At 60.7% G+C, this 22322-nt stretch carries 24 protein-coding genes; 6 read left to right on the top strand and 18 right to left on the bottom strand.

What is annotated here, in order from left to right; all coding sequences use genetic code 11:
• Window positions 1–3: 3 nt before the first annotated feature.
• Both ACSBQV_RS18195 and murQ read right to left on the bottom strand, forming a co-directional pair.
• Window positions 4–1365 (bottom strand): PTS transporter subunit EIIC, encoded by a 1362-nt coding sequence (locus tag ACSBQV_RS18195; RefSeq protein ID WP_033644117.1) that lies wholly within the window; start codon window positions 1363–1365, stop codon window positions 4–6.
• A gap of 18 nt (window positions 1366–1383) precedes the next feature.
• A complete protein-coding gene (murQ, locus tag ACSBQV_RS18190; protein WP_094141981.1) occupies window positions 1384–2277 on the bottom strand; it encodes an N-acetylmuramic acid 6-phosphate etherase in 894 nt (297 codons plus the stop codon).
• A 167-nt stretch (window positions 2278–2444) separates the two neighbouring features.
• Between murQ and ACSBQV_RS18185 the strand changes: the two genes are divergently transcribed.
• Together ACSBQV_RS18185 and ACSBQV_RS18180 are read left to right on the top strand one after the other, a co-directional pair.
• Window positions 2445–3293, top strand: coding sequence for a MurR/RpiR family transcriptional regulator (locus ACSBQV_RS18185; protein ID WP_033644119.1), 849 nt, complete (start codon window positions 2445–2447; stop codon window positions 3291–3293).
• A gap of 53 nt (window positions 3294–3346) precedes the next feature.
• Window positions 3347–3607 (top strand): YfhL family 4Fe-4S dicluster ferredoxin, encoded by a 261-nt coding sequence (locus ACSBQV_RS18180; protein ID WP_033632309.1) that lies wholly within the window; start codon window positions 3347–3349, stop codon window positions 3605–3607.
• 45 nt (window positions 3608–3652) lie between these two features.
• Here the strand turns inward: ACSBQV_RS18180 and acpS are convergent, their stop codons facing one another.
• The 7 genes from acpS to lepA all read right to left on the bottom strand — a co-directional run bounded on the left by acpS (window position 3653) and on the right by lepA (window position 10203).
• Complete coding sequence (gene acpS, locus ACSBQV_RS18175; protein WP_004929169.1) at window positions 3653–4033, bottom strand: holo-ACP synthase; 381 nt, start codon at window positions 4031–4033, stop codon at window positions 3653–3655.
• Entirely contained in the window at window positions 4033–4764 is a 732-nt protein-coding gene (gene pdxJ / locus ACSBQV_RS18170; protein WP_033651585.1) for a pyridoxine 5'-phosphate synthase, read from the bottom strand. Before pdxJ ends, acpS begins: the two co-directional genes overlap by 1 nt.
• Before the next feature lie 71 nt (window positions 4765–4835).
• The gene (recO, locus tag ACSBQV_RS18165; RefSeq protein WP_015378804.1) at window positions 4836–5567 is read right to left on the bottom strand and encodes a DNA repair protein RecO; all 732 of its coding nucleotides are present in this window, start codon (window positions 5565–5567) and stop codon (window positions 4836–4838) included.
• Between the two features lie 6 nt (window positions 5568–5573).
• Entirely contained in the window at window positions 5574–6482 is a 909-nt protein-coding gene (era, locus tag ACSBQV_RS18160; RefSeq protein ID WP_004929162.1) for a GTPase Era, read from the bottom strand.
• Window positions 6479–7159: a ribonuclease III gene (gene rnc / locus ACSBQV_RS18155; protein ID WP_004929158.1), complete on the bottom strand. Its 681-nt coding sequence runs from the start codon at window positions 7157–7159 to the stop codon at window positions 6479–6481. The genes era and rnc overlap by 4 nt, the downstream gene beginning before the upstream one ends.
• Before the next feature lie 234 nt (window positions 7160–7393).
• The gene (lepB, locus tag ACSBQV_RS18150; RefSeq protein ID WP_033644122.1) at window positions 7394–8371 is read right to left on the bottom strand and encodes a signal peptidase I; all 978 of its coding nucleotides are present in this window, start codon (window positions 8369–8371) and stop codon (window positions 7394–7396) included.
• Between the two features lie 32 nt (window positions 8372–8403).
• Complete coding sequence (gene lepA, locus ACSBQV_RS18145; RefSeq protein WP_019452315.1) at window positions 8404–10203, bottom strand: translation elongation factor 4; 1800 nt, start codon at window positions 10201–10203, stop codon at window positions 8404–8406.
• A gap of 519 nt (window positions 10204–10722) precedes the next feature.
• Here lepA and ACSBQV_RS18140 point away from each other — a divergent pair.
• Window positions 10723–11559, top strand: a complete 837-nt coding sequence (locus ACSBQV_RS18140; protein WP_033644123.1) for a hypothetical protein — start codon at window positions 10723–10725, stop codon at window positions 11557–11559.
• Here the strand turns inward: ACSBQV_RS18140 and rseC are convergent.
• From rseC to rpoE, 4 genes are read right to left on the bottom strand one after another with little or no spacing between them, the layout of a single operon-like run.
• Window positions 11556–12032 carry a SoxR-reducing system protein RseC gene (gene rseC, locus ACSBQV_RS18135; protein WP_072627116.1) on the bottom strand — a complete coding sequence of 159 codons (477 nt, stop codon included), beginning with the start codon at window positions 12030–12032 and terminating at the stop codon, window positions 11556–11558. The genes ACSBQV_RS18140 and rseC overlap by 4 nt on opposite strands.
• Complete coding sequence (gene rseB / locus ACSBQV_RS18130; RefSeq protein WP_025303948.1) at window positions 12032–12988, bottom strand: sigma-E factor regulatory protein RseB; 957 nt, start codon at window positions 12986–12988, stop codon at window positions 12032–12034. Before rseB ends, rseC begins: the two co-directional genes overlap by 1 nt.
• Complete coding sequence (rseA, locus tag ACSBQV_RS18125; protein WP_033644125.1) at window positions 12988–13641, bottom strand: anti-sigma-E factor RseA; 654 nt, start codon at window positions 13639–13641, stop codon at window positions 12988–12990. The genes rseB and rseA overlap by 1 nt, the downstream gene beginning before the upstream one ends.
• A 30-nt stretch (window positions 13642–13671) precedes the next feature.
• On the bottom strand, window positions 13672–14247 hold the full coding sequence (gene rpoE / locus ACSBQV_RS18120; protein WP_004929136.1) for an RNA polymerase sigma factor RpoE: 576 nt from the start codon (window positions 14245–14247) through the stop codon (window positions 13672–13674).
• 214 nt (window positions 14248–14461) lie between these two features.
• On the opposite strand from rpoE, the gene nadB reads away from it, so the two are divergent.
• Window positions 14462–16063 carry an L-aspartate oxidase gene (gene nadB / locus ACSBQV_RS18115; protein ID WP_016929796.1) on the top strand — a complete coding sequence of 534 codons (1602 nt, stop codon included), beginning with the start codon at window positions 14462–14464 and terminating at the stop codon, window positions 16061–16063.
• 38 nt (window positions 16064–16101) lie between these two features.
• Here nadB and trmN read toward each other — a convergent pair whose 3' ends face one another.
• On the bottom strand, window positions 16102–16881 hold the full coding sequence (gene trmN, locus ACSBQV_RS18110) for a tRNA(1)(Val) (adenine(37)-N(6))-methyltransferase TrmN (protein WP_099782383.1): 780 nt from the start codon (window positions 16879–16881) through the stop codon (window positions 16102–16104).
• Window positions 16882–16980: 99 nt separating this feature from the next.
• On the opposite strand from trmN, the gene srmB reads away from it, so the two are divergent.
• Entirely contained in the window at window positions 16981–18303 is a 1323-nt protein-coding gene (srmB, locus tag ACSBQV_RS18105; RefSeq protein ID WP_004929122.1) for an ATP-dependent RNA helicase SrmB, read from the top strand.
• A 52-nt stretch (window positions 18304–18355) separates the two neighbouring features.
• Here the strand turns inward: srmB and ACSBQV_RS18100 are convergent, their stop codons facing one another.
• From ACSBQV_RS18100 to grcA, 3 genes are all read right to left on the bottom strand, one after another.
• Entirely contained in the window at window positions 18356–19111 is a 756-nt protein-coding gene (locus ACSBQV_RS18100) for an ankyrin repeat domain-containing protein (protein ID WP_099782382.1), read from the bottom strand.
• Window positions 19104–20063: a DUF2974 domain-containing protein gene (locus ACSBQV_RS18095; protein WP_033644128.1), complete on the bottom strand. Its 960-nt coding sequence runs from the start codon at window positions 20061–20063 to the stop codon at window positions 19104–19106. The genes ACSBQV_RS18100 and ACSBQV_RS18095 overlap by 8 nt, the downstream gene beginning before the upstream one ends.
• Before the next feature lie 184 nt (window positions 20064–20247).
• A complete protein-coding gene (gene grcA, locus ACSBQV_RS18090; RefSeq protein WP_004929114.1) occupies window positions 20248–20631 on the bottom strand; it encodes an autonomous glycyl radical cofactor GrcA in 384 nt (127 codons plus the stop codon).
• 346 nt (window positions 20632–20977) lie between these two features.
• Here grcA and ung point away from each other — a divergent pair, with 346 nt between their 5' ends.
• The gene (gene ung, locus ACSBQV_RS18085) at window positions 20978–21661 is read left to right on the top strand and encodes a uracil-DNA glycosylase (protein WP_004929112.1); all 684 of its coding nucleotides are present in this window, start codon (window positions 20978–20980) and stop codon (window positions 21659–21661) included.
• 56 nt (window positions 21662–21717) lie between these two features.
• Here the strand turns inward: ung and grpE are convergent, their stop codons facing one another.
• The gene (grpE, locus tag ACSBQV_RS18080; protein WP_025159545.1) at window positions 21718–22302 is read right to left on the bottom strand and encodes a nucleotide exchange factor GrpE; all 585 of its coding nucleotides are present in this window, start codon (window positions 22300–22302) and stop codon (window positions 21718–21720) included.
• Window positions 22303–22322 lie beyond the last annotated feature (20 nt).

The following is a 22322-nucleotide window of genomic DNA, read 5'->3' as shown; positions in this document are numbered from 1 at the left end:
ACGCTACTCCTCGGGATCGTTGAACCCCATCATCCAGGTGAAGAGAAAACCAGCGATAATCGTAATCAGCATCCCCGCCAGATACAACATCACCTTACCTGAGACGATGGTCAACGCCAAAGGCAGCCCCGAAATGCCGAAGGTAATCACCGTCGCCACTTTCCAGTAGCTGATCAGCGCGCCGCCTACCGCACCGCCGAGGCAGGCGCCGATAAACGGCCGGCCCAGCGGCAGCGTCACCCCGAAGATCAGCGGCTCGCCGATGCCGAGAATGCCGACCGGCAACGCCCCTTTGATCACCTTCTTCAGCCGCGCGTTACGGGTTTTCAACAGCACCGCCAGCGCTGCCCCCACCTGACCGACGCCGGCCATCGCCAGGATCGGCAACAGCGGGTTGGAACCGTGCGCCTGCACCAGCTCGACGTGGATCGGCACCAGCCCCTGGTGCAAGCCGGACAGCACCAGCGGCAGGAACAGCCCGGAGAGCAGCGCCCCGACAAGCAGCCCGCCCTTGTCGATCGCCAGATTGGCGCCGTGGGCGATGGCATCGGAAATGGCGCCGCCGATCGGCTGCAGGATCAGGATCGCCAACGAGGCGGTCACCAGCGTGGTCAGCAGCGGATTGAGGATCAGTTCGACCGACTCCGGCAGCAGCGTGCGCAGGCGTTTCTCCACCCAGCACATCAACGCTACCACCAGCAGCACGGCGATCACCCCGCCGCGCCCCGGCTGCAGCGCCTCGCCGAACAGGGTGATCTGCGCCAGCGCCGGGCTGGAGAGGATCCCGGCCATCACGCCGCCCATCGCCTGTGAGCCGCCGAACACCCGCGCGGCGTTCACCCCGACCAGAATGTTCATGATGGCGAACACCGCGCTGCCGAAGATCGCCAGCAGCCCCAGCGCGTTCGGGTAGTCCAACGCCAACTGTCCGGCGATGTCGGGCCGTTTCAGCAGGTTGATGATGCCGGTGATCAGCCCCGAGGCGATAAACGCCGGGATCAGCGGAATAAAAACGTCGGCCAGCTTTTTCAGCGCGCCGCTCATCGGCGCCGCGTATTTCTGTTTGGCCTGCGCCTTGGTGCGGGCGGCGTCACCAACCGCGGGCTGCGCGCTGCCGCTCAACAATGCGCGCATGGCGTCCACCACCTTGGCGGCGGCGCCCGGGCCGACGATAAACTGATGCTGTTCACCCTGCTTGATATAGCCCTTCACGCCGGGCAACTGCTTGAGGGCCGCCAGATCCAGACGCTGTTCGTCGCTGACCTCGACGCGCACCCGCGTCATGCAGTTCTCCAGTTTGAGGATATTGCCCTCGCCCCCCACGCCCGCCAGGATCTGTGTCGCCAATGCCGTTGTCTTGTCCATCGCCGCCCCCACCGTGGATTAACGCGCCAACGCCGCGCGCAGGTAGCCGTCGTGCCGCTGCAGCCGCTGCTGCGCCTCATCGGCGCTGACGCCGGCTAAAATCATCAGGATCGCCGGTTTGACCTCAAAGCCGGTCTGCGCCAGCGCCGCCTCCGCCTGAGCGCGTTCGGCGCCGGTGGCCTCCACCACGATGCGGCAGGCGCGATCCACCAGTTTGACGTTGGTGGCCTTCACGTCCACCATCAGGTTCTGGTAGACCTTGCCCAGCTTGACCATCGCGCCGGTCGACAGCATGTTGAGCACCAGCTTCTGCGCGGTGCCGGATTTCAGGCGCGTCGAACCGGTCAGCGCCTCTGGCCCCACCACCGGCGAGATCGCCACCTGCGCTTCGTGCGCGATCGGCGAATCCGGGTTGCAGGAGATGGCCGCCGTCGGGCAACCCAGCCCGCGCGCATAGCGCAGCGCGCCGATCACGTAAGGCGTGCGCCCCGAGGCCGCCAATCCCACCACCATATCGACGGCGGTCAGGTTCAGCGCGCTGAGGTCGGCCTCACCCAGGGCTGCGTCATCTTCCGCCCCTTCCACCGCTTTGAGCAGCGCGCCCGGCCCGCCGGCGATTAGCCCCACCACCACACCGTGCGGCACGCCGAAGGTCGGCGGGCACTCGGAGGCATCCAGTACGCCCAGGCGCCCGCTGGTGCCGGCGCCCAAATAAATCAGCCGCCCGCCGGCCTTCAGCGCCGCCGCGGCCAAATCGACCGCCTGCGCGATCGCCGGCAGCACCTTTTCAATCGCCTCCGGCACCTTGCGATCTTCCTGGTTAAAGCAGCGGACCATGTCCAGCGTCGACATCTCATCCAGCCCCATGGTGGCCGGGTTGCGGGTTTCCGATACCAGTGCGCCTAAGTTCATCTGTTCACCTTTGAATTTTTAATTCACAAAACTAAATTAATATTTGAATATTTTATTCAACAAAGCGAGCGCTATTTGCTATTTTAACGACGAGCTCACAAAAATTTTCACCGCGCGTTTTCGCCGCCTGCGTGGCAAAATGGCCGCTGGTTTCCAGGGAAAGATCAATGAGTACCCTTCTGCGCATTCGCCAGATGTATCCGACACTGGCGCAAAACGACCGCAAGCTGGCGGATTTTTTGCTGAACAACGCCGAACAGGCGCGCCATCTCAGCTCGCAAAAGCTGGCCCAGCTGGCCGGCGTCAGCCAGTCGAGCGTGGTGAAGTTCGCCCAAAAGCTGGGCTATAAAGGTTTCCCGGCGCTGAAGCTGGCGCTGAGCGAGACGCTGGCCCAGCCGCAGGCCGAACCGGTAGTGACCGTTCATAACCACATTCTCAGCAGCGACACGCTGAAAACCGTCGGTGAAAAGCTGTTGGCGGAAAAGCAGGCGGCGCTGCGCGCGACGCTGGACATCAACAGCGAAGAACGGCTGCATCAGGCGCTGGACATGCTGCGCCAGGCGCGCCGGGTGATGCTGATCGGCATCGGCGCCTCCGGGCTGGTGGCCAAGGATTTTTCCTTCAAGCTGCTGAAAATCGGGGTGATGGCGGTGGCCGAAGCGGATATGCACGTTCAACTGGCGGCGGTGCAGGCGCTGGACAAACGCGATCTGCTGGTGGCGATCTCCTTCAGCGGCGAGCGGCGTGAAATCAATCTGGCGGCGGAAGAAGCGCGCCAGGCCGGCGCCAGGGTGCTGGCGCTGACCAGCTTCTCGCCCAACGGCCTGCAGCAACGCGCCGATCACTGCCTCTATACCATCGCCGAAGAGCCCCGCACCCGCAGCGCGGCCATCTCTTCCAGCACCGCCCAGTACGCTCTCACCGACCTGCTGTTTATGGCGCTGATCCAGCACGACCTCGATCATGCCCGCGACCGTATCAGGCACAGCGAACAATTGATGAAAAAGTTGGTTTAACCGGTATAATCGCCGCTGCGAAAAATACCCCTGTTAATAATGAGAGATACGTCATGGCCCTGCTAATCACACGCAAATGCATCAACTGCGACATGTGCGAGCCGGAATGCCCGAACCAGGCGATTTCGATGGGCGATGAGATCTACCAAATCGATACCGACCGCTGCACCGAGTGCGTTGGCCATTACGATACGCCAACCTGTCAGCAGGTCTGCCCCATCGACAACACCATCATTACCGATCCGCAGCATCGCGAGACTAATGAGCAGCTGTGGGATAAGTTCGTGGTGTTGCACCACGCCGATCGCATTTAACCCGCCGCAGGACTGACAAGGGCGCCATAGGCGCCCTTTCTATTTTCAGCTTTCGACGATCACCGTCGCGCAGGCGTAGCGCCGTTCATCGGCCAGCGAAACGTGGATCGCGGTGACCCCCATCTCCCCCGCCAGCTCGGCGGCGCGGCCGTGCAAACGAATATTCGGTTTGCCCAGCGCATCGTTGAACACCTCGAACTGGTTGAACGCCAGGCCGTTGCGAATGCCGGTGCCGAACGCCTTGGCGGCGGCCTCTTTCACGGCGAAACGCTTGGCCAGAAAGCGAATCGGCTGCTGGTGCTGCTGGTACAACGCCCATTCGGCGTCGCTCAGCACGCGGCGCGCCAGACGATCGCCGCTGCGTTCCACCACCGCTTCGATACGCGCCATCTCGACGATGTCGGTACCCAGCCCGAGCACCGCCATTACCGGCGCGCTTCCCGCATCAGCACTTTCATGTCGGCAACCGCGGCCGGCAGCCCGCTCATCACCGCCTGGCCGATAATCGCATGGCCGATGTTCAGCTCGTGCATTTCCGGCAGCGCAGCGATCGGCTGCACGTTGTGATAGGTCAGGCCGTGGCCGGCGTTGACCTTCAGCCCCTTCTCGGCCGCGTAGGCGGCGGCGACCGCGATGCGGCGCAGCTCGGCCTGTACCGCCAGCTCGCCCTGCGCTTCGGCGTAGGCGCCGGTGTGGATTTCGATATAGGGGGCGCCCACCGCCACCGCCGCGTCGATTTGGCGATGATCGGGATCGATGAACAGCGAGACCAGAATGCCCGCCTGCGCCAGGCGCTCGACCGCCACGCTCATTTTGTCCAGCTGGCCGGCAACGTCCAGGCCGCCTTCGGTGGTCACTTCTTCGCGCTTTTCCGGTACCAGGCAACAGAAATGCGGCTTCAGCTCCACGGCGATGTCCAGCATCTCGTCGGTCACCGCCATCTCCAGATTCATGCGCGTCTGGATGGTCTGGCGCAGCAAACGCACGTCGCGGTCGGTGATGTGGCGGCGGTCTTCGCGCAGATGCACGGTAATGCCGTCGGCCCCCGCCTGTTCGGCAATGAATGCCGCCTGAACCGGATCCGGGTATTGGGTTCCGCGCGCGTTACGTAACGTGGCGATGTGATCGATATTGACGCCCAGCAGTAAATCAGCCATGACAACCTCTAAATACGATTTTCAGTGCCAGCAGTTTACACGCGGGTGCAGAACGGCAAAAGGGGAAAAGGTCAGGCGTCGTCGACCGGCGTATTCGGCTGTTTGCGCACGAATTGGCGAAACAGTTCGCGGCTCTTCAACGGCTTGCCGCCGAGGTAGGGTTTCAGCGCCATGCGGGTGAAGCGCTTGGCGGCGCGCAGCGTCTCGGCATCGGGAAACTGCCGCTCCGCCAGCGCGCGCAGTTCGCGCCCGGTGAAGCTGTAGTGATCCACCACCAGGCTGGCGATAAAGCCCTTCTCTTCGCGGTAGCGGTAGGTCATGGCGTCATCCACCGGCAGGCCGCTGCCGGCGCAGTGCAGGAAATCGAGACCGTAACCCAGGTGCTGCAGCAAGGCCAGTTCGAACTGGCGCAACGCCTGTTCCGGCGAGCTGTCTTCCGCCGCCAGCGCCTGCAGGCATTGCAGGTAGTCGAAGAACAGCACTGAGTAGTTGGTTTCCTGCTCCAGCACGCGCGCCAGCAGTTCATTCACGTACAGGCCGCTGTAAAGCATCATGCCGCTGAGGGGTAAACCGAGAGAGACCGCTTCGGCGTTGCGCAGCGTTTTCACTTCGCCGCGGCCGCCCCAGCGCACTAACAGGGGGGTAAAGGGCTGCAGACACCCCTTCAGATTGGAGCGGCGGCTGCGCGCGCCTTTCGCCAGCAAGCGCACCCGCCCATGACCTTCGGTAAACAGATCCAGCATCAGACTGGTTTCACTGTACGGCCGCCCATGCAGGACGAAAGCGCGCTCCCAGCCGTCCACGGATCGTTACTTCAGATCGTCAACATAGCCCAGGCTGCGCAGCGCACGTTCGTCGTCCGCCCAACCGGATTTCACTTTCACCCACAGCTCCAAATGCACTTTGGCATCGAACATCTGTTCCATGTCCTGGCGCGCTTCGATGCCGATGGTTTTGATCTTGGCGCCCTTGTTGCCGATGACCATTTTCTTCTGGCCTTCGCGCTCGACCAGGATCAAGCCGTGCACATCGTAGCCGCCGCGATCGTTGGCCACGAACTGTTCGATTTCCACCGTCACCGAATACGGCAGCTCTTCGCCCAGGAAACGCATCAGCTTCTCGCGGATGATCTCGGACGCCATAAAGCGCTGGGAGCGATCGGTGATGTAGTCTTCCGGGAAGTGGTGTTCCGCTTCCGGCAGCAGCTTGCGCACGATGCCGGCGATGGTGTCGACGTTCATCCCTTTCTCGGCGGAGATAGGCACCACGTCGAGGAAATTCATCTGCTGGCTGAGGAACGCGATGTGCGGCAACAGCTTGGATTTGTCGGTGACGTTATCGACCTTGTTGATCGCCAGCAATACCGGGCAGCGCAGGCTGCGCAGCTTGTTGACCACCATTTCGTCGTCGGCGGTCCAGTTGGTGCCTTCGACCACGAAGATAACCAGTTCGACGTCGCCGATCGAGCTGCTGGCCGCGCGGTTCATCAAACGGTTGATGGCGCGTTTTTCTTCGATGTGCAGCCCTGGGGTATCGACGTAGATCGCCTGATAGGCGCCATCGGTGTCGATGCCCATGATGCGGTGACGGGTCGTCTGCGGCTTACGCGACGTAATGGAAACCTTCTGCCCCAGCAGTTGGTTCAGCAACGTCGATTTGCCCACGTTCGGGCGGCCGACGATGGCGATAAAACCGCAGTGTTGTTTTACTTCACTCATTCAAGCTCCAGCTTTTTCAGCGCTTGTTCCGCTGCCGCCTGCTCGGCTTTACGGCGGCTCGAGCCGGTGCCCACCACGGGCTCGCTCAAACCACTCACCTGGCAGTGGATGGTAAACTCTTGGTCGTGCGCTTCACCGCGAACCTGCACCACCAAATAAGAAGGCAACGGCAGATGACGCCCCTGCAAAAATTCCTGCAAACGGGTTTTCGGGTCTTTCTGCTTATCACCGGGGCTGATTTCGTCCAACCGGCTGCGATACCAGTCCAAAATCAGGCGCTCGACGGTCTGGATGTCGCTGTCCAGGAACACGCCGCCGATCAATGCCTCCACCGTATCCGCCAGGATTGACTCGCGGCGGAACCCACCACTTTTCAATTCGCCCGGCCCAAGCCGCAGACATTCGCCCAGGTCAAACTCGCGCGCCATCTCCGCCAGCGTGTTGCCGCGCACCAGCGTGGCGCGCATGCGGCTCATATCGCCCTCGTCTACGCGAGGAAAGCGGTGATAGAGCGCATTGGCGATGACAAAGCTAAGAATCGAGTCACCCAGAAACTCAAGACGTTCATTGTGTTTACTGCTGGCGCTGCGGTGAGTCAAAGCCTGCAGTAAAAGCTCCTGCTGTTGAAAAGTGTAGCCCAGCTTCCGCTGCAGCCTGTTTATTACGATGGGGTTCATGAGTTACCAATAGATCAAGAATGCGTCAAAAACTTGCAGCATACGGAACAGGCCTGCTTCGCCGAAAGCCGATCCAAAGCTGTTTCGTTTGCAGTGGCTCCCAGCAGGAGCCAACTTTTATCGCTCGAGAAAGTATTCTACAACGAGTGGAAACATAATGCTGTGTTTATATCCCCTTAATCTTTCACGCCGCAGCAGGCCGCGGCGTGAAATTGACAGGGAATAAATCAGCGATTAATGAATGCCGCCAATCCGGCTGAAACGCACGCCGGTAGGCCACTCGCCTTCCTGCTTTTCAAAGCTCATCCAGATGGCCGTGGCTTTACCCACCAGATTCTTCTCCGGCACAAAGCCCCAGTAACGGCTGTCCGCGCTGTTGTCGCGGTTGTCGCCCATCATGAAGTAATGCCCGGCCGGCACCACCCACTCCGCCAGCGGTTTGCCCGGCTGTTGGTAGTAAGCGCCCACCTGATCCTGCGTGCCCGGCACGGTCAGGATGCGGTGCGTCACGTTGCCCAGGCTCTCCTGACGTTCACGCAGACGAATGCCGCCCTGCGGCACGTTGTCATTCAGCGGGATCTGGTAGAAACCGTTGCTGGCCTCGCCCATGCCGCTGCGGCTGAACAGCTGTACGAAGTCGCTCGGCTGCGCGTCGGCGTAGGTGACCGCCAGCGCGGTATCGCAGGACTGCCCGCTGTTGCACGACGGCTGCACCGTAACGCGCTTATTCACCGGATCGTAAGTAATACGGTCGCCCGGCAGGCCAATCACGCGCTTGATATAATCCAGCTTCGGATCCAGCGGATATTTAAATACCGCAATATCGCCGCGCTTCGGATGACCGGTTTCAATTAGCGTGGTCTGGGTTATCGGATCTTTAATGCCGTAAGCATATTTCTCCACCAGAATGAAATCGCCAATCAACAGCGTCGGCATCATTGAGCCGGACGGGATTTGGAACGGTTCGTAAATAAACGAGCGCACCACAAAGACCAGCAGCAACACCGGGAAGACCGATGCCCCGGTCTCTACCCAGCCTGGCTGCTTAGCCACTTTCGCCAGCGTTTTATCGTCTACTGCGCCCGCGGTCTGCTCGTTGACCGCCGCAATCTTCGCGCGGCGGGCCGGCGCCCATTTAAAGCGCTCGAAGCACCAGATGATCCCGGTGACCAGGGTGGCCAACGCCAGGATCAGGGCAAACATATTCGCCATGCAAACTCCCTCGTTTCGCGAACTCGTCGCGGTTACTTGCCGTCTTTACCGACGTGCAGAATGGCCAGGAACGCTTCCTGCGGCAGCTCGACGTTGCCGACCTGCTTCATGCGCTTCTTACCGTCTTTCTGTTTCTGCAGCAGCTTTTTCTTACGGCTGACGTCACCGCCGTAGCATTTCGCCAGCACGTTTTTACGCAGCTGCTTCACGGTGGAACGCGCGATGATGTGCGTGCCGATCGCCGCCTGAATCGCGATGTCGAACTGCTGACGCGGGATCAGATCTTTCATCTTTTCCACCAATTCACGGCCGCGATACTGCGAGTTGTCGCGGTGGGTGATCAGCGCCAGCGCATCCACGCGCTCGTTGTTGATCAGCACGTCCACGCGCACCATGTCGGAGGCCTGGAAGCGCTTGAAGTTGTAATCCAGCGACGCATAACCGCGCGACGTGGACTTCAGGCGGTCGAAGAAGTCGAGCACCACTTCCGCCATCGGGATTTCATAGGTCAACGCCACCTGGTTGCCGTGGTAGACCATGTTGGTCTGCACGCCGCGTTTCTCAACGCACAGGGTGATGACGTTGCCCAGGTACTCCTGCGGCATCAGCATGTGGCATTCGGCGATCGGCTCGCGCAGTTCCTGGATGTTGTTCAACGGCGGCAGCTTGGATGGGCTGTCGACGTAGATCACTTCTTTGCCGGTGGTTTCTACTTCGTAGACTACCGTCGGCGCGGTGGTGATCAGATCCAGATCGTATTCACGCTCCAGACGCTCCTGAATGATCTCCATGTGCAGCAGACCAAGGAAGCCGCAGCGGAAGCCGAAGCCCAACGCGGTGGAGCTTTCCGGTTCGTAGAACAGGGAGGCGTCGTTAAGGCTCAGCTTGCCCAGCGCATCGCGGAAAGATTCATAGTCGTCGGAGCTGATCGGGAACAGACCGGCGTACACCTGCGGCTTCACTTTTTTGAAGCCCGGCAACGCTTTATCCGCCGGCTGACGCGCCTGCGTCAGGGTATCGCCCACCGGCGCGCCGAGGATGTCTTTGATCGCACAGACCAGCCAGCCCACTTCGCCGCAGTTCAGCACGTCGCGATCGACCTGCTTCGGCGTGAAAATGCCCAAACGATCGGCGTTGTACACCTGGCCGGTGCTCATGACCTTGATCTTGTCGCCCTTGCGCAGCGTCCCGTTCTTGACGCGCACCAGCGACACGACGCCCAGGTAGTTATCGAACCAGGAGTCGATGATCAGCGCCTGCAGCGGCGCATCCGGATCGCCCTGCGGCGCAGGAATGTCGCGCACCAGGCGCTCCAGCACGTCGGGCACGCCGACGCCGGTTTTGGCCGAGCAGCGCACGGCATCGGTGGCGTCGATGCCGACGATGTCTTCAATTTCCTGCGCGGCGCGATCCGGATCGGCGGCCGGCAGGTCGATTTTGTTCAACACCGGCACCACTTCCAGATCCATTTCGATCGCGGTGTAGCAGTTGGCCAGCGTCTGGGCTTCTACGCCCTGGCCGGCGTCCACCACCAGCAGCGCGCCTTCGCAGGCCGCCAGCGAGCGGGACACTTCATAGGAGAAGTCAACGTGGCCAGGGGTGTCGATAAAGTTAAGCTGATAGGTCTGCCCATCCAGCGCCTTGTAATCCAGCGTGACGCTCTGCGCCTTGATGGTGATGCCGCGCTCGCGCTCCAGATCCATGGAATCGAGCACCTGCGCAGCCATCTCACGGTCGGACAGGCCACCGCAAATTTGGATAATGCGGTCAGACAGCGTCGACTTACCGTGGTCAATATGGGCAATAATGGAGAAATTTCGTATATGCTTCATTATAAAAGTTTTTCTGCCTTGGTATTTCTGAATTACTCGCCTATAGAAACCCGCATGGACCTAAAGCGACAGTGAATGGGTTAGGCCGTCTTGCACCTGAATCGCTGCATTCTACATGCCACACCACTGAAAACCTAGCGATCGGTGCAGTGAAGGCATTCTATTATGCGCAGCTAAATGTTACAGGGCGCCCCGGCTGATGAAAACAGATGTTAACACGGGTCATACGGCCTGAACCCAAGGCTTGCAGGTGCTCCGTGGCCGTCAAACTCCGGTGCTAATACATAACCGGCCGCAGCGCAATAAACCCCTTCTGAAATTATCGAAAAAGAATATTTGGATCAACCTCTTAGAATTCGATTTTGCCCCACATCCTTTAGGAAAAACCCCATATACGCCACCACCGTCCCTCGGATAGAAAGGGCATGAACTCCGCGACAAAACATTATTCCGGGCACTACATCGGCAGCCCACCGGGGTTCACCAGCATATCTGCGTACGTTGATTGGAAGGTGCATTATGATCGATAAAGGGCAAATGCTGAGCCGGCACGATTTTTCGAAGGTCAACTGGGGCATTCTGGCGGCGGCGGCGCTGCTGTTCAGCGTGGGTGCGGCGCTGTTGGTGCTGCCGCTGCTGAGCAGCATTGATGAGAACGACGTCATCACGCTGTTGCAGGCCGGCGCGGGCACAATTTTACTCGGCTGTACGCTGCTGGCGCTGCGGCATTACCTGCGCCCGGTGTTGACGTATCGGCTCTACGAGCACGGCGTGCGGGTCTTTGACGGCCACCATCACAAAGAGCGTTTCATTCCGTTTGAGAAAATCGGCGACATCTATCGCTTTCGCGGCGGCAAGGCTTTTGGCGGGTTGTTTGACGTCACGGCGTTCCGCGCCGGCGCGGATCAGCCCTGGTGCACGGTCTTCAGCAATGTCGCCCATTCGTGGCGACTGGCGGACGTGATCGTCGATCAGCAGCTGCAGCAGCGCGGGCCATTGGCGTTGAACGCGCTCTATCAGGGGGAGACGGTGTCGTTTCACACGGTTGAGGGCGACGCACGCTGGCTGTGGCAGTTGCTGCTCGGCAAACGGCAAGGCACGCCGACCGAAACGCTGCGGCTGAGCGCCACCCTGCTGACCACTGAACGGGGCAACGTGCCTATCGAGCAGATCCGCGCGTTGGAAAATCATCCGCAGCGCGGCATCCGCTTATTCGACGGCCAGGGCAATGTGCTGTTCGCTATCAACGATGATTCGCTGCTCAGCGCCGATCTGTTCATCGCGCTGCTGGAACATATGATCCACAACCGCATCCCCGCCTATCACAACCCGGCGATGACGCGGCCGTCGGTTTAAATCAGCGGGGAGTTTTCCGCCTGCATGCGCAGTGCGGTAGGCGGTAAGCCAATCTGCAGCACCACCGGCTGATAGTCGGCCTGCTCGCCCAGACGCCGGGCCAAGCGGCGCGCCAGCATAAAGGCCGCCCCGCCGCCCAGTACGGCGCCGACTGCCGCCGAGGCGTCGCTGCCGAAACAATATTGCAATAACGCGCCGCCCAGCATCATGCCCAGCAACGGCGTCAGGTAAACCAGCATGGCGGAGCGCAGCAGGCTGCCTTCCGCGATGCCGACCTCGACGCGCTGCCCCGGCTCGAGCGGCTGATCGATATGCACCTGCAGCTGATGCTCGGTTTCAGGCACCAGCTCGTTCAACGCACGCGCGCCACAGCCGGAGCGCGCGGTGCAGCTGCCGCAGCCGGCCTTGGGTTCACAGCGCAGCAGCGCTACGCCCTGTTGCCACGAAACCACCGTGGCCCACTCTTTCATCATTACGGCGATACCTTGAAAGAAATGCTGTCGGCGATGCGTTTGGCCGTCGCCGGCGGCAATTCGCCCACAATCGTGATTTCGTTGCCCGCGCGCACTTCGGTCTGGATGGTGCGGCGCCCTTGACGGTAGTACTGCTGCCCGGCTCCGCTGCCCGCCGGGCTGACGTTGACCGAGAAGCTGAACAAGCCGTCGCTGTAAAGGCGGGATTCAACCGGCACGGCGACGTTCGGCAATTTGCGGCGGTTGCGCGCCACCTCGTCTACCCCCGCCGGCAGCCAGCCGGTGCTCCAGCTCAGCTGGACGTTTTCCACCGCCGGCAGCGACAGCAGCGGCGGCAGGTTGGCTTTGAGCAGCCCCTGCATCGCGCCCTGCACGTCGGCGCCGACCGCGAAGGAGATCACCCGATATTGCTCCAGCGTTTCGCCGTCGCGATCGAGCAAATCCACCCGCAGCGGCAGCTTGGTGTCCTCGTCCATCCAGACGATGTAGCTGTAGCGGGAACCGTCGCGCGCCACCACGCGCAGCACTTCACACGGCCGATCGGCGATGCGGGTGCTGCCCACGGAGATGAAGTCGTAGTACTTGGCCAGGCGGGTGAAATCGGCATAAACGATCGCCGGCAGCGCATCGACGATGTGATCGCCGGTGAGCGTGAACGGCTCCAGGCCGGGTTCGAAGTAGCTGATCCCGCCGCCGCGCTGCAGCACTTCGCGGCGCGGGCCGTCCATGTGCAACAGCTGGCCGAGCGGCACGTTGCCGATCACCGCATGGCGATAGCGCAACGACTCGATTCCCTGCTTGCTGATGCTGATGTAGGCGAGCTCGTAATTGAGAGAACGGCTGGCGCTGCTCATCTGTTGCAATAACGCCCCGGACGCAGTCGGCTGCGCCGGGGCGATGCTGGAATAGAGCAGGCTGCCCGTCAATAAACAAACGGAGAACCAGATTTGCTTCATTACTGCTGTTGCATTCCTAAAGACTGAGTTCCGGGAACCTGAATGGCAGCCTGTTGCGGATTGCTTTGCTCAAGCTGCAGCTGATCCGAATGCAGGCGACGTTGCAGCTCATAGTCCTGCAGCATGGCGTTGATACGCTTACGCTGTTCCTGCACCTGCTGCTGTTGGCCGCTGCCGGTGGAGAAACTGTCGGCAGGAACGCCCAGGCTGACCGGTGAGGCCTGGCCCATGATCGGCAGCGTGGTGAAGGCCGGCGATTCGGACGCGTTCGATGACGCAGAAGGTTGGTTGTAGTGCTGCACGCCAACGATGACCGCCAGCGACACGCAGGCCGCCATGCCGATTTGCGTAATCTGGCTAGCCCAAGGACGCACTTTGTCCCAGAACGGCATTTTCTGCCAGGTGTGAGGCTGCGGCTGAGATTCCTGAACGGCGGAAGGCACCAGCCGGGCAGGTTCTTTCTCAAGTGCAGCGGCGACGCGATCGGCGATATCGAAATGCATCACTTGTCCGATATCACCCCGCAGTGTGTCACGTATCAGGTGATAGCTCTGCCAGCTTTGCTGAAGCGTTCGATCTTGCGACAGAGAACTCAACAGCTCGCTGTCGAACGATTCACCATCCATCAGAGCGGAAAGCTTTTCTTTCTGCATGCCTAAGTACCCTTCCTGTGCCCGCCATTGCTAACGCTGGATCAGCGGTTGAACTTTATTATCGATAGCTTCCCGGGCGCGGAAAATACGCGAACGTACGGTTCCGACCGGGCAATCCATGATGGCGGCTATCTCTTCGTAGCTTAGACCATCCAACTCCCGCAGGGTAATCGCCATGCGAAGATCCTCAGGGAGAGACTCAATGGTACGGAAAACTATCTGTCTCAGCTCTTCTGACAACATTAAGTTCTCAGGGTTCGAAATTTCTTTCAGTGCGCCCGCACTTTCGTAATTTTCCGCATCGTTGGCGTCCACATCACTGGATGGCGGACGGCGCCCCTGAGCAACCAGATAATTCTTTGCCGTGTTCACGGCGATTCGATACAACCAGGTATAAAAAGCGCTGTCGCCACGGAACGATTCCAGTGCGCGATAGGCCTTGATAAACGACTCCTGCACCACATCGGGCACATCGCCCTGCGGCACATAGCGGGAAACGAGACTCGCCACCTTATGCTGATAGCGCACTACCAGTAGGTTAAACGATTTCTGGTCGCCCTTTTGGACCCGCTCAACCAGAACTTGATCCGTTAACTGCTCGCTCATCCGAGGTAAACTCTCCCCAAATCCGTCTCCACGCGTAAAATTGTACTGCCAGCCATACATTATTTTCCTGAGCAAGCACTCGCTTGGAGTTCATATAGAACACGAAGTTCCATATCGCCATTGTTTTTTCTGTTGATGTCACCCTATCCGTGGCTTTTGCCCGGACAGTTAGGCTAACATGAAATTCACTCTTCTTCTGCACACATCATACGTTATGCAACCATCATCTGAACATGTTAGCGATGTACTGATCGTCGGCAGCGGCGCTGCGGGCCTGTCACTGGCGCTGCGCCTGGCGCAGCATTGCAAGGTTACCGTTCTCAGCAAGGGGCCGCTCAGCGAGGGGGCCACCTTTTACGCCCAAGGCGGGATCGCCGCGGTGTTCGATGAGACGGACAGCATTGCCTCACACGTTGATGACACTTTGATTGCCGGCGCCGGCCTGTGCGACAAAGAGGCCGTCGAATTCATCGCCGGCAACGCGCGCCACTGCGTGCAGTGGCTGATCGATCAGGGCGTGCTGTTCGACACCGAGGTCAACGCGCAGGGCGAGGCGCATTATCACCTCACGCGCGAAGGCGGCCACAGCCATCGCCGCATCCTGCACGCCGCGGACGCTACCGGTAAGGAAGTAGAGACCACGCTGGTGGGGAAAGCAAGCGCTCACCCCAATATTTGCGTGATGGAACGCCGCAACGCGGTTGACCTTATTACCTCGAACAAAATAGGCCTGCCGGGCACCCGCCGAGTCGTGGGCGCTTACGTCTGGAACCGCGAGCTCGAGCGGGTGGAAACCTACCGCGCCAAAACGGTGGTGCTGGCCACCGGCGGCGCGGCCAAGGTATACCAATACACCACCAACCCGGACATCTCCTCCGGCGACGGCATCGCCATGGCCTGGCGCGCCGGCTGCCGGGTCGCCAACCTGGAGTTCAACCAGTTCCACCCGACCTGCCTGTTCCACCCGCAGGCGCGCAACTTCCTGCTGACCGAAGCGCTGCGCGGCGAAGGGGCTTACCTGAAGCGCCCGGACGGCAGCCGCTTTATGCCGGATTTCGACCCGCGTGGCGAACTGGCCCCGCGCGATATCGTCGCCCGCGCCATCGACCATGAAATGAAGCGCCTGGGCGCCGACTGCATGTACCTGGACATCAGCCACAAGCCGGCGGAGTTCATCACCCAGCATTTCCCGATGATCCACGAAAAGCTGCTGACGCTGGGCTTCGATCTGACTCGGCAACCGATCCCCATCGTCCCGGCGGCGCACTACACCTGCGGCGGCGTGATGGTCGATCAGCACGGCCGCACCGATCTCGACGGGCTGTACGCCATCGGCGAGGTCAGCTACACCGGCCTGCACGGCGCCAATCGCATGGCGTCGAATTCGCTGCTGGAGTGCCTGGTTTACGGTTGGTCGGCGGCGGAAGACATTCTGCAGCGCCTGCCGTTCATCCAGCAGGCCAAACAGGTGCCGCACTGGGATGAAAGCCGGGTGGACGATGCGGACGAACGGGTGGTGATTCAACACAACTGGCACGAGCTGCGGCTGTTCATGTGGGATTACGTCGGCATCGTGCGCACCACCAAGCGCCTTGAGCGCGCCCTGCGCCGCATCAACACGCTGCAGGCGGAAATCGACGAGTACTACGCTCACTTCCGCATCTCCAACAACCTGCTGGAGCTGCGCAATCTGGTGCAGGTGGCCGAGCTTATCGTGCGCAGCGCCATGGCGCGCAAAGAGAGCCGCGGCCTGCACTACACGCTGGACTACCCGGATTTGCTGCCGGAAGCGCTGCCGACCATTTTGCAGCCTTAAACTCTGCGACAGGGCGCCTTATCGACGCCCTGTTCTTTTCAGTAGAACAGGTAGAAGTCGGTGATCAACCGGCGGAAATCGTCGGTATAGCTGCCGTCGGCCTGTTTGATCGCCAGCGCCTGCTCCCGCAGCGGCGTTTCCCGCCGTGTCAGCGCCAGCAACACCCGGTGCAGCGGCGTATCGGCCCGATCGCTGACGTTCACTTTCGCCGCCGTGTGCCAACCGCTTTGCTGCGCCAGGCGTTCGAATTCGGCGCCGATGTCGTGCGGCAGCACCACGCAGAACGTACCCTGTTCCGCCAGCAGCTGTACTGCACAGGCTAACAGCGCCTCGTGCGTCAGGGTTTCGGTGTAGCGCGCGTTGTGGCGCGCCTGGTCTCGGCAGGCCACCGCCGGCTCAAAATAAGGCGGATTGCTGACGATCAGATCATACTCAGCGGCATGCTGCTGCGCATAATGGTGAATATCCTGCGCATGCACGCGGATGCGCTGCGGCCACGGCGATTCCGCCGCGTTTTCGCGCGCCTGGCCGGCGGCGGTTTCATCCAGCTCCACCGCATCGATGGTCACTTCGTCGCCGCTGCGCTGCGCCAGCATCAGCGCGATCAGCCCGCTGCCGCTGCCGATGTCCAGCACCCGGCGTGCTTGCCCCAGCGGCGCCCAGGCGCCGAGCAGCACCCCGTCGGTGCCCACTTTCATGGCGCAACGATCGTGGGCGACAAAGAATTGTTTAAAGGTAAAACCCCCGCGGCGCGGGGTAAAATCGGCTTTCGATCGCTTGCTCACACTCACCACCTGGCTATAAAACTGGCGTAGCATAAGGCAATCTGATCGGCGGGAAAAGAGCGGCTTTCCGCTTAAATAGGTGAAGATCGCGGCCAACCCGTCTATAATCGGCGCCCCAAGTAGAGGTAGACCATGACAGCAACCACTTTTTCCGAACTCGAACTCGATGATCGCCTGATCGACGCGCTGCGCGACAAAGGCTACGATCGCCCCACCGCCATTCAGGCCGCTGCGATCCCGCCGGCGATGGACGGGCGCGACGTCTTAGGTTCGGCTCCGACCGGCACCGGCAAAACCGCCGCCTTCCTGCTGCCCGTGTTGCAGCACCTGCTGGACTTTCCACGCAAGAAATCCGGCCCGCCGCGCGTGCTGATCCTGACGCCAACGCGTGAACTGGCGATGCAGGTCGCCGACCAGGCGCGTGAATTGGCTGCTCATACCTCGCTGGATATCGCCACCATCACCGGCGGCGTCGCTTACATGAACCACGCGGAAGTGTTCAGCGAAAACCAGGACGTGGTGGTCGCCACCACCGGCCGCTTGCTGCAATACATTAAAGAAGAGAACTTCGACTGCCGCGCGGTGGAAACCCTGATTCTCGACGAAGCCGACCGCATGCTCGACATGGGCTTCGCGCAGGACATCGAAACCATCTCCGCCGAAACCCGCTGGCGCAACCAGACGCTGCTGTTCTCCGCCACGCTGGAAGGCGAAGCGATCCGCGAATTCGCCGAGCGCATCCTGAAAGAGCCGGTGGAAGTGGAAGCCGATCCGTCGCGCCGCGAACGCAAAAAGATCCTGCAATGGTACTATCGCGCCGATGACGTGCAGCACAAAACCGCGCTGCTGATCCACCTGCTGAAGCAGCCGGACGTGCAGAAATCGGTGATCTTCGTGCGCAAGCGCGAGCGCGTGCACGAACTGGCCACCTGGCTGCGCGAAGCGGGCATCAACACCTGCTATCTCGAAGGCGAAATGGTGCAGGCCAAACGCAACGAAGCGGTCAAACGCATGATGGATGGCCGGGTTAACGTGCTGGTGGCCACCGACGTTGCCGCGCGCGGCCTGGATATCCTCGATATCACCCACGTGTTCAACTTCGACATGCCGCGCACTGCGGATACCTACCTGCACCGCATCGGCCGTACCGGCCGCGCCGGGCGCAAAGGCACTGCCATTTCGCTGGTGGAAGCGCACGACCATCTGCTGCTGGGCAAAGTGGGCCGTTACCTGAACGAGCCGCTGAAAGCGCGCGTGATCGACGAACTGCGGCCGAAAACCAAGGTGCCGAACGAGAAGAGCAATGGTAAACCGTCGAAGAAAGTGCTGGCCAAGCGCGCGGAAGACAAGGCGAAGAACAAAGAAAAGGCCAAGGTGAAAGTGCGCCATCGCGACGCCAAAAACGTCGGCAAACGCCGTCAGGCGAAGGCCAAACCGGCCGGCGACGCGCAATAACCGCCGCTGCCTAAGAAAAAACCGCCTGTACAGGCGGTTTTTTTATGGGCGTTTACTGCTGCGCGTAATGCGTGGCCAGGCGGCGCCCCTGCAGCCATTTATCCAGCTCGCGGAACTGCGCCTTCAGCTCGTCATTCTGCAAATGCGCCGGCGTTTGCGAGAAGTAAAACTGGAACGCATAACCCTGCTGATTGCGCGCCCGGGCATCGGCACCGGCCTGCAACAGCAACAGCGCCAGGTGCGGCGCGTTGATCTTCGCCGCCAGATGCAGCGGGGTATCCCCCAGCCGATCGCTCAACGTGGTGTCCGCCCCGGCCGCCAACAGCAGCCGCAGCGGCTCCTCACGCCCGGCCAGCACCGCCGCCGCGAGCGGCGTGGCGCCGGTAACGGCATTGCGCACATTCACCTGCGCCCCTTCGGTCAGCAACAACCGCAGATACTGTGCGTCTTGCAACATCGCCGCGGTGTGCAGCGCGCTGTTGCCGTCCAGCCCCGCCGTCGCCGGGTCGGCACCGAGCTCCAGCAACGTCTGCACGCTGGCCGGCTGCTGCGAAAGCACTGCCCACTGCAACAGCGTGACCTGCCGATCGCCCCGTTCGCGCAAGCGCTCCTGTATGGCCTGCGCACCGATGCCCTGCGTATCGCCGCGCGCCACCGCCTGAGCCAGCGCCTGGTTGCTGCGGCCGTCAAACGGTGAAATCTCCTGCCCCATCTGTTGCTCCTTAGCCATCATCAGTAAACCGGTCACCGCGACCAGCGCCAGTAAGGCTATCGCCAGCGCCCGCCGCAAGCGACGCCCTTCAGGCATTGGCCTTCGCCTCCCACGGCTTTTGTTCCGCCATCGAGCTTATCACCTTGTCGATGCCGTGCGCCGTCAGGCTGCGATCCAGATGTTTGCTCGGCCGCCAGTCATCGATGCCGGTCAGGGTATCGTTGTTGGCCAGGGTAATGTTGTGGCCGATGGCGTCCGGGATCAGCGAAGTCGATTCCTGGGTGCTGGTCAGCATGTCATATTGCTCGCTGTAACGGCGAATGCCCCCGGCTTCGGCGTCTTTCTTCGCCGCCGCCGGATCGATCCCCAGGCGATTCAGGGTGTAATCCGACACCCCGGCCGCGTTGAAGGTGACCGCGACGGTGCCGGTCGCCAGCGCCGCCGTGGCCGCCAGACCGCCGCCGAGCGAATGACCGGCGATCACCAGCGCATCGCCGAAGGCCGCCTTGGCGCTTTTGGCGGCGGCAACCGCCTGATTGTACTGCACATCGTCATAACCCGTCGCCTGCCGCACGTTGCTCAGCCAGTCGCGCCAGTCGTTGGTGCCGGCGAACGCCAACACATACTGCTTGTCGTTGCTGTAAATCCCGGCCTGGAAACCGCTGCCCGCGTCGTGCAGGCTGGCGGGATCGATGCCGAACCCGAGCAACGCGCTGTCGCTCAGACGGTTGAACCCGGCGGCGCCCTGGCCGTTCAGCGAGTAAACGTCCTTGGCCAACAGCGCCAACGCATAATCGCCTTCCTGAGATTGTTGTCCCCGGGTCACGCCCGGCGCAACCGCCGTCGGCGCCGCCGCGGAGATATCGCCGACCAGCGTATTCAACAGGTTCTGCGCGTTCAGCGTATTCTGAGAAGGGGTGGCCACCGGCGCCGGATTTGCCGGCGCTGCCGCAGGCTGCGATGCCGTCGCCGTTTCGGCAGCGGCGCGAGGTGTAGGGATCGCGGCCACCGGGGATACTGCAGAGGTAAAACTTAAAGGCATACTCATGCCGACTCCTTGTCGATAGACTTTTTTATTTAGCACCTGAATAGGTGCTGATTTAGCTATCGGCAGGTCGGATGAGTTCTGTATCAGGAATGCTTATCTTTGTGCAGAATGTGATCCGCCTTCAGTTTTCGGTCATCAAGTGCAAAAAAGGGAGCCGAAGCTCCCTGATTGACTGCGCCGCCGATTACAGGCTTTCGGTAAAGGTGCGGGCGATAACGTCGCGCTGCTGTTCCGGCGTCAGGGAATTGAAACGCACCGCATAGCCGGACACGCGGATGGTCAGCTGCGGGTATTTTTCCGGATGCTTGACCGCGTCTTCCAGGGTTTCGCGACGCAGCACGTTGACGTTCAGGTGCTGGCCGCCTTCCACGCGCACGGTCGGCTGCATTTCCAGCGGCACTTCACGGTATTCGATCTGACCCAGATCGCTGACCGCGACAACCTGATCTTCCGCGTAGTTGGCCTTGGCGCACACGCAGCGAGCTTCCGCTTTTTCATCGTCCAGCAGCCAGAAAGAATTCACCAGCGCCTGGTCGTTCGCTTTGGTAATTTGAATACCGGTAATCATTATGTTGCCTCCGTACAAGGGCGTAAAAATTCACATCGTGAGAAAACCCAATTCTGGTTTCGGCCATTTGGTAAAACCATTGTTGTCTTGTTGTTCTGTATACCAGCCTGACCGGGCCAGTTCTTTGATTAAAGTCAATTTTTACCGGGTAGGCACAAGGCGTGAAGGGGCAAATTTATGTTTTATATCAATTTTCCCGTCGCGCTAAAAAACAATTATTTTTGTAAATTTTCAAAAATAATTGCATTACGCGTGACAGTGAGAAATGAAAAGCGGGTTTCGCTGCGCGGGCCGACACGGTAAGCTATAGCCCATGAATTGCTAAAGAAAACAAAGGAGAGCGTTTATGGCCACCTCCCTCACCTGGCATGACGTGATCGGCAAAGAGAAAGAGCAGCCCTATTTTGTTGAAACGCTCGCCTTTGTTGCCGCTGAGCGCCAGGCCGGTAAGACCATTTATCCACCGCAGAAGGACGTGTTCAACGCGTTCCGCTTTACCGAGCTGGCGGATGTCAAAGTCGTCATCCTCGGCCAGGATCCCTACCACGGCCCCAATCAGGCGCACGGCCTCTCTTTCTCGGTGCGCCCCGGCGTGCCGGCGCCGCCGTCGCTGGTGAACATGTATAAAGAGCTGGCGACCGACATTCCCGGTTTCGAGCGCCCGGATCACGGCTACCTGCAAAGCTGGGCCGAACAGGGGGTGCTACTGCTCAACACCGTGCTGACGGTGGAAGGCGGCCGCGCGCACTCGCACGCCAACCTGGGCTGGGAAACCTTTACCGATAAGGTGATTGCCGCCCTGAACGAGAACCGCGAAGGCGTGGTGTTCCTGCTGTGGGGCTCGCACGCGCAGAAGAAAGGCAACTTTATCGACCGCAACCGCCACCATGTGCTGAAAGCGCCGCACCCGTCGCCGCTCTCCGCGCACCGCGGTTTCCTCGGCTGCCGCCACTTCTCGCAGGCCAATCAGCTGCTGGAGCAGCAAGGGCTCACGCCGATCGACTGGATGCCGCGCCTGCCGCAGGCGTAGTCCAGAGACAAAAAAGGCACCCTCGGGTGCCTTTCTTTATATCGTTGCCGGGGCGATTACGCCTTGGCCTTGGAGACCGCGACCATCGCCGGACGCAGCAGGCGGCCGTTCAGCGTATAGCCTTTCTGCATCACCATCATCACGTGGTTCGGCTGGTGATCGGCGGATTCCATCATGCTCATCGCCTGATGCACTTCCGGGTTGAACGGCACGTTGACGTCGCCGACGATTTCGATGCCGTACTTGCGCACCACGTCCAGCAGCGATTTCAGCGTCAGCTCGATGCCTTCGATCATCGCAGCCAGTTCCGGATTGTTTTTATCCGCCAGATCCAGCGCGCGCTCCAGGTTGTCGATCACCGGCAGCAGATCGCCGGAGAATTTCTCCAGGGCGAACTTGTGCGCTTTCTCGACGTCCAGTTCGGCGCGGCGACGGATGTTCTCCGCTTCCGCTTTGGCGCGCAGCAGGCTGTCGCGCTCGTGCTGCTGAGCTTCCGCCAGTTGGGCTTCCAGTTCGGCGATACGCGCATCGCGCAGATCGACGCCTTCCGCCGCTTCCGGCAGCGTATCCTCGTGATGAGCGTGTTGTTCCATTTCTTCCGAGACTTGCTCGTTTGGCGTCTTCTGTTCTTTACTACTCATGAATATCTCCGCGTTTTAGC

The sequence above is a fragment of the Serratia sp. B501 genome, assembly GCF_051172315.1.
GTDB classification, from domain to species: Bacteria; Pseudomonadota; Gammaproteobacteria; order Enterobacterales; family Enterobacteriaceae; genus Serratia; species Serratia ureilytica.
Note: the sequence above shows the minus strand (reverse complement) of the source record. Positions and strands in the feature narration are given on the sequence as shown.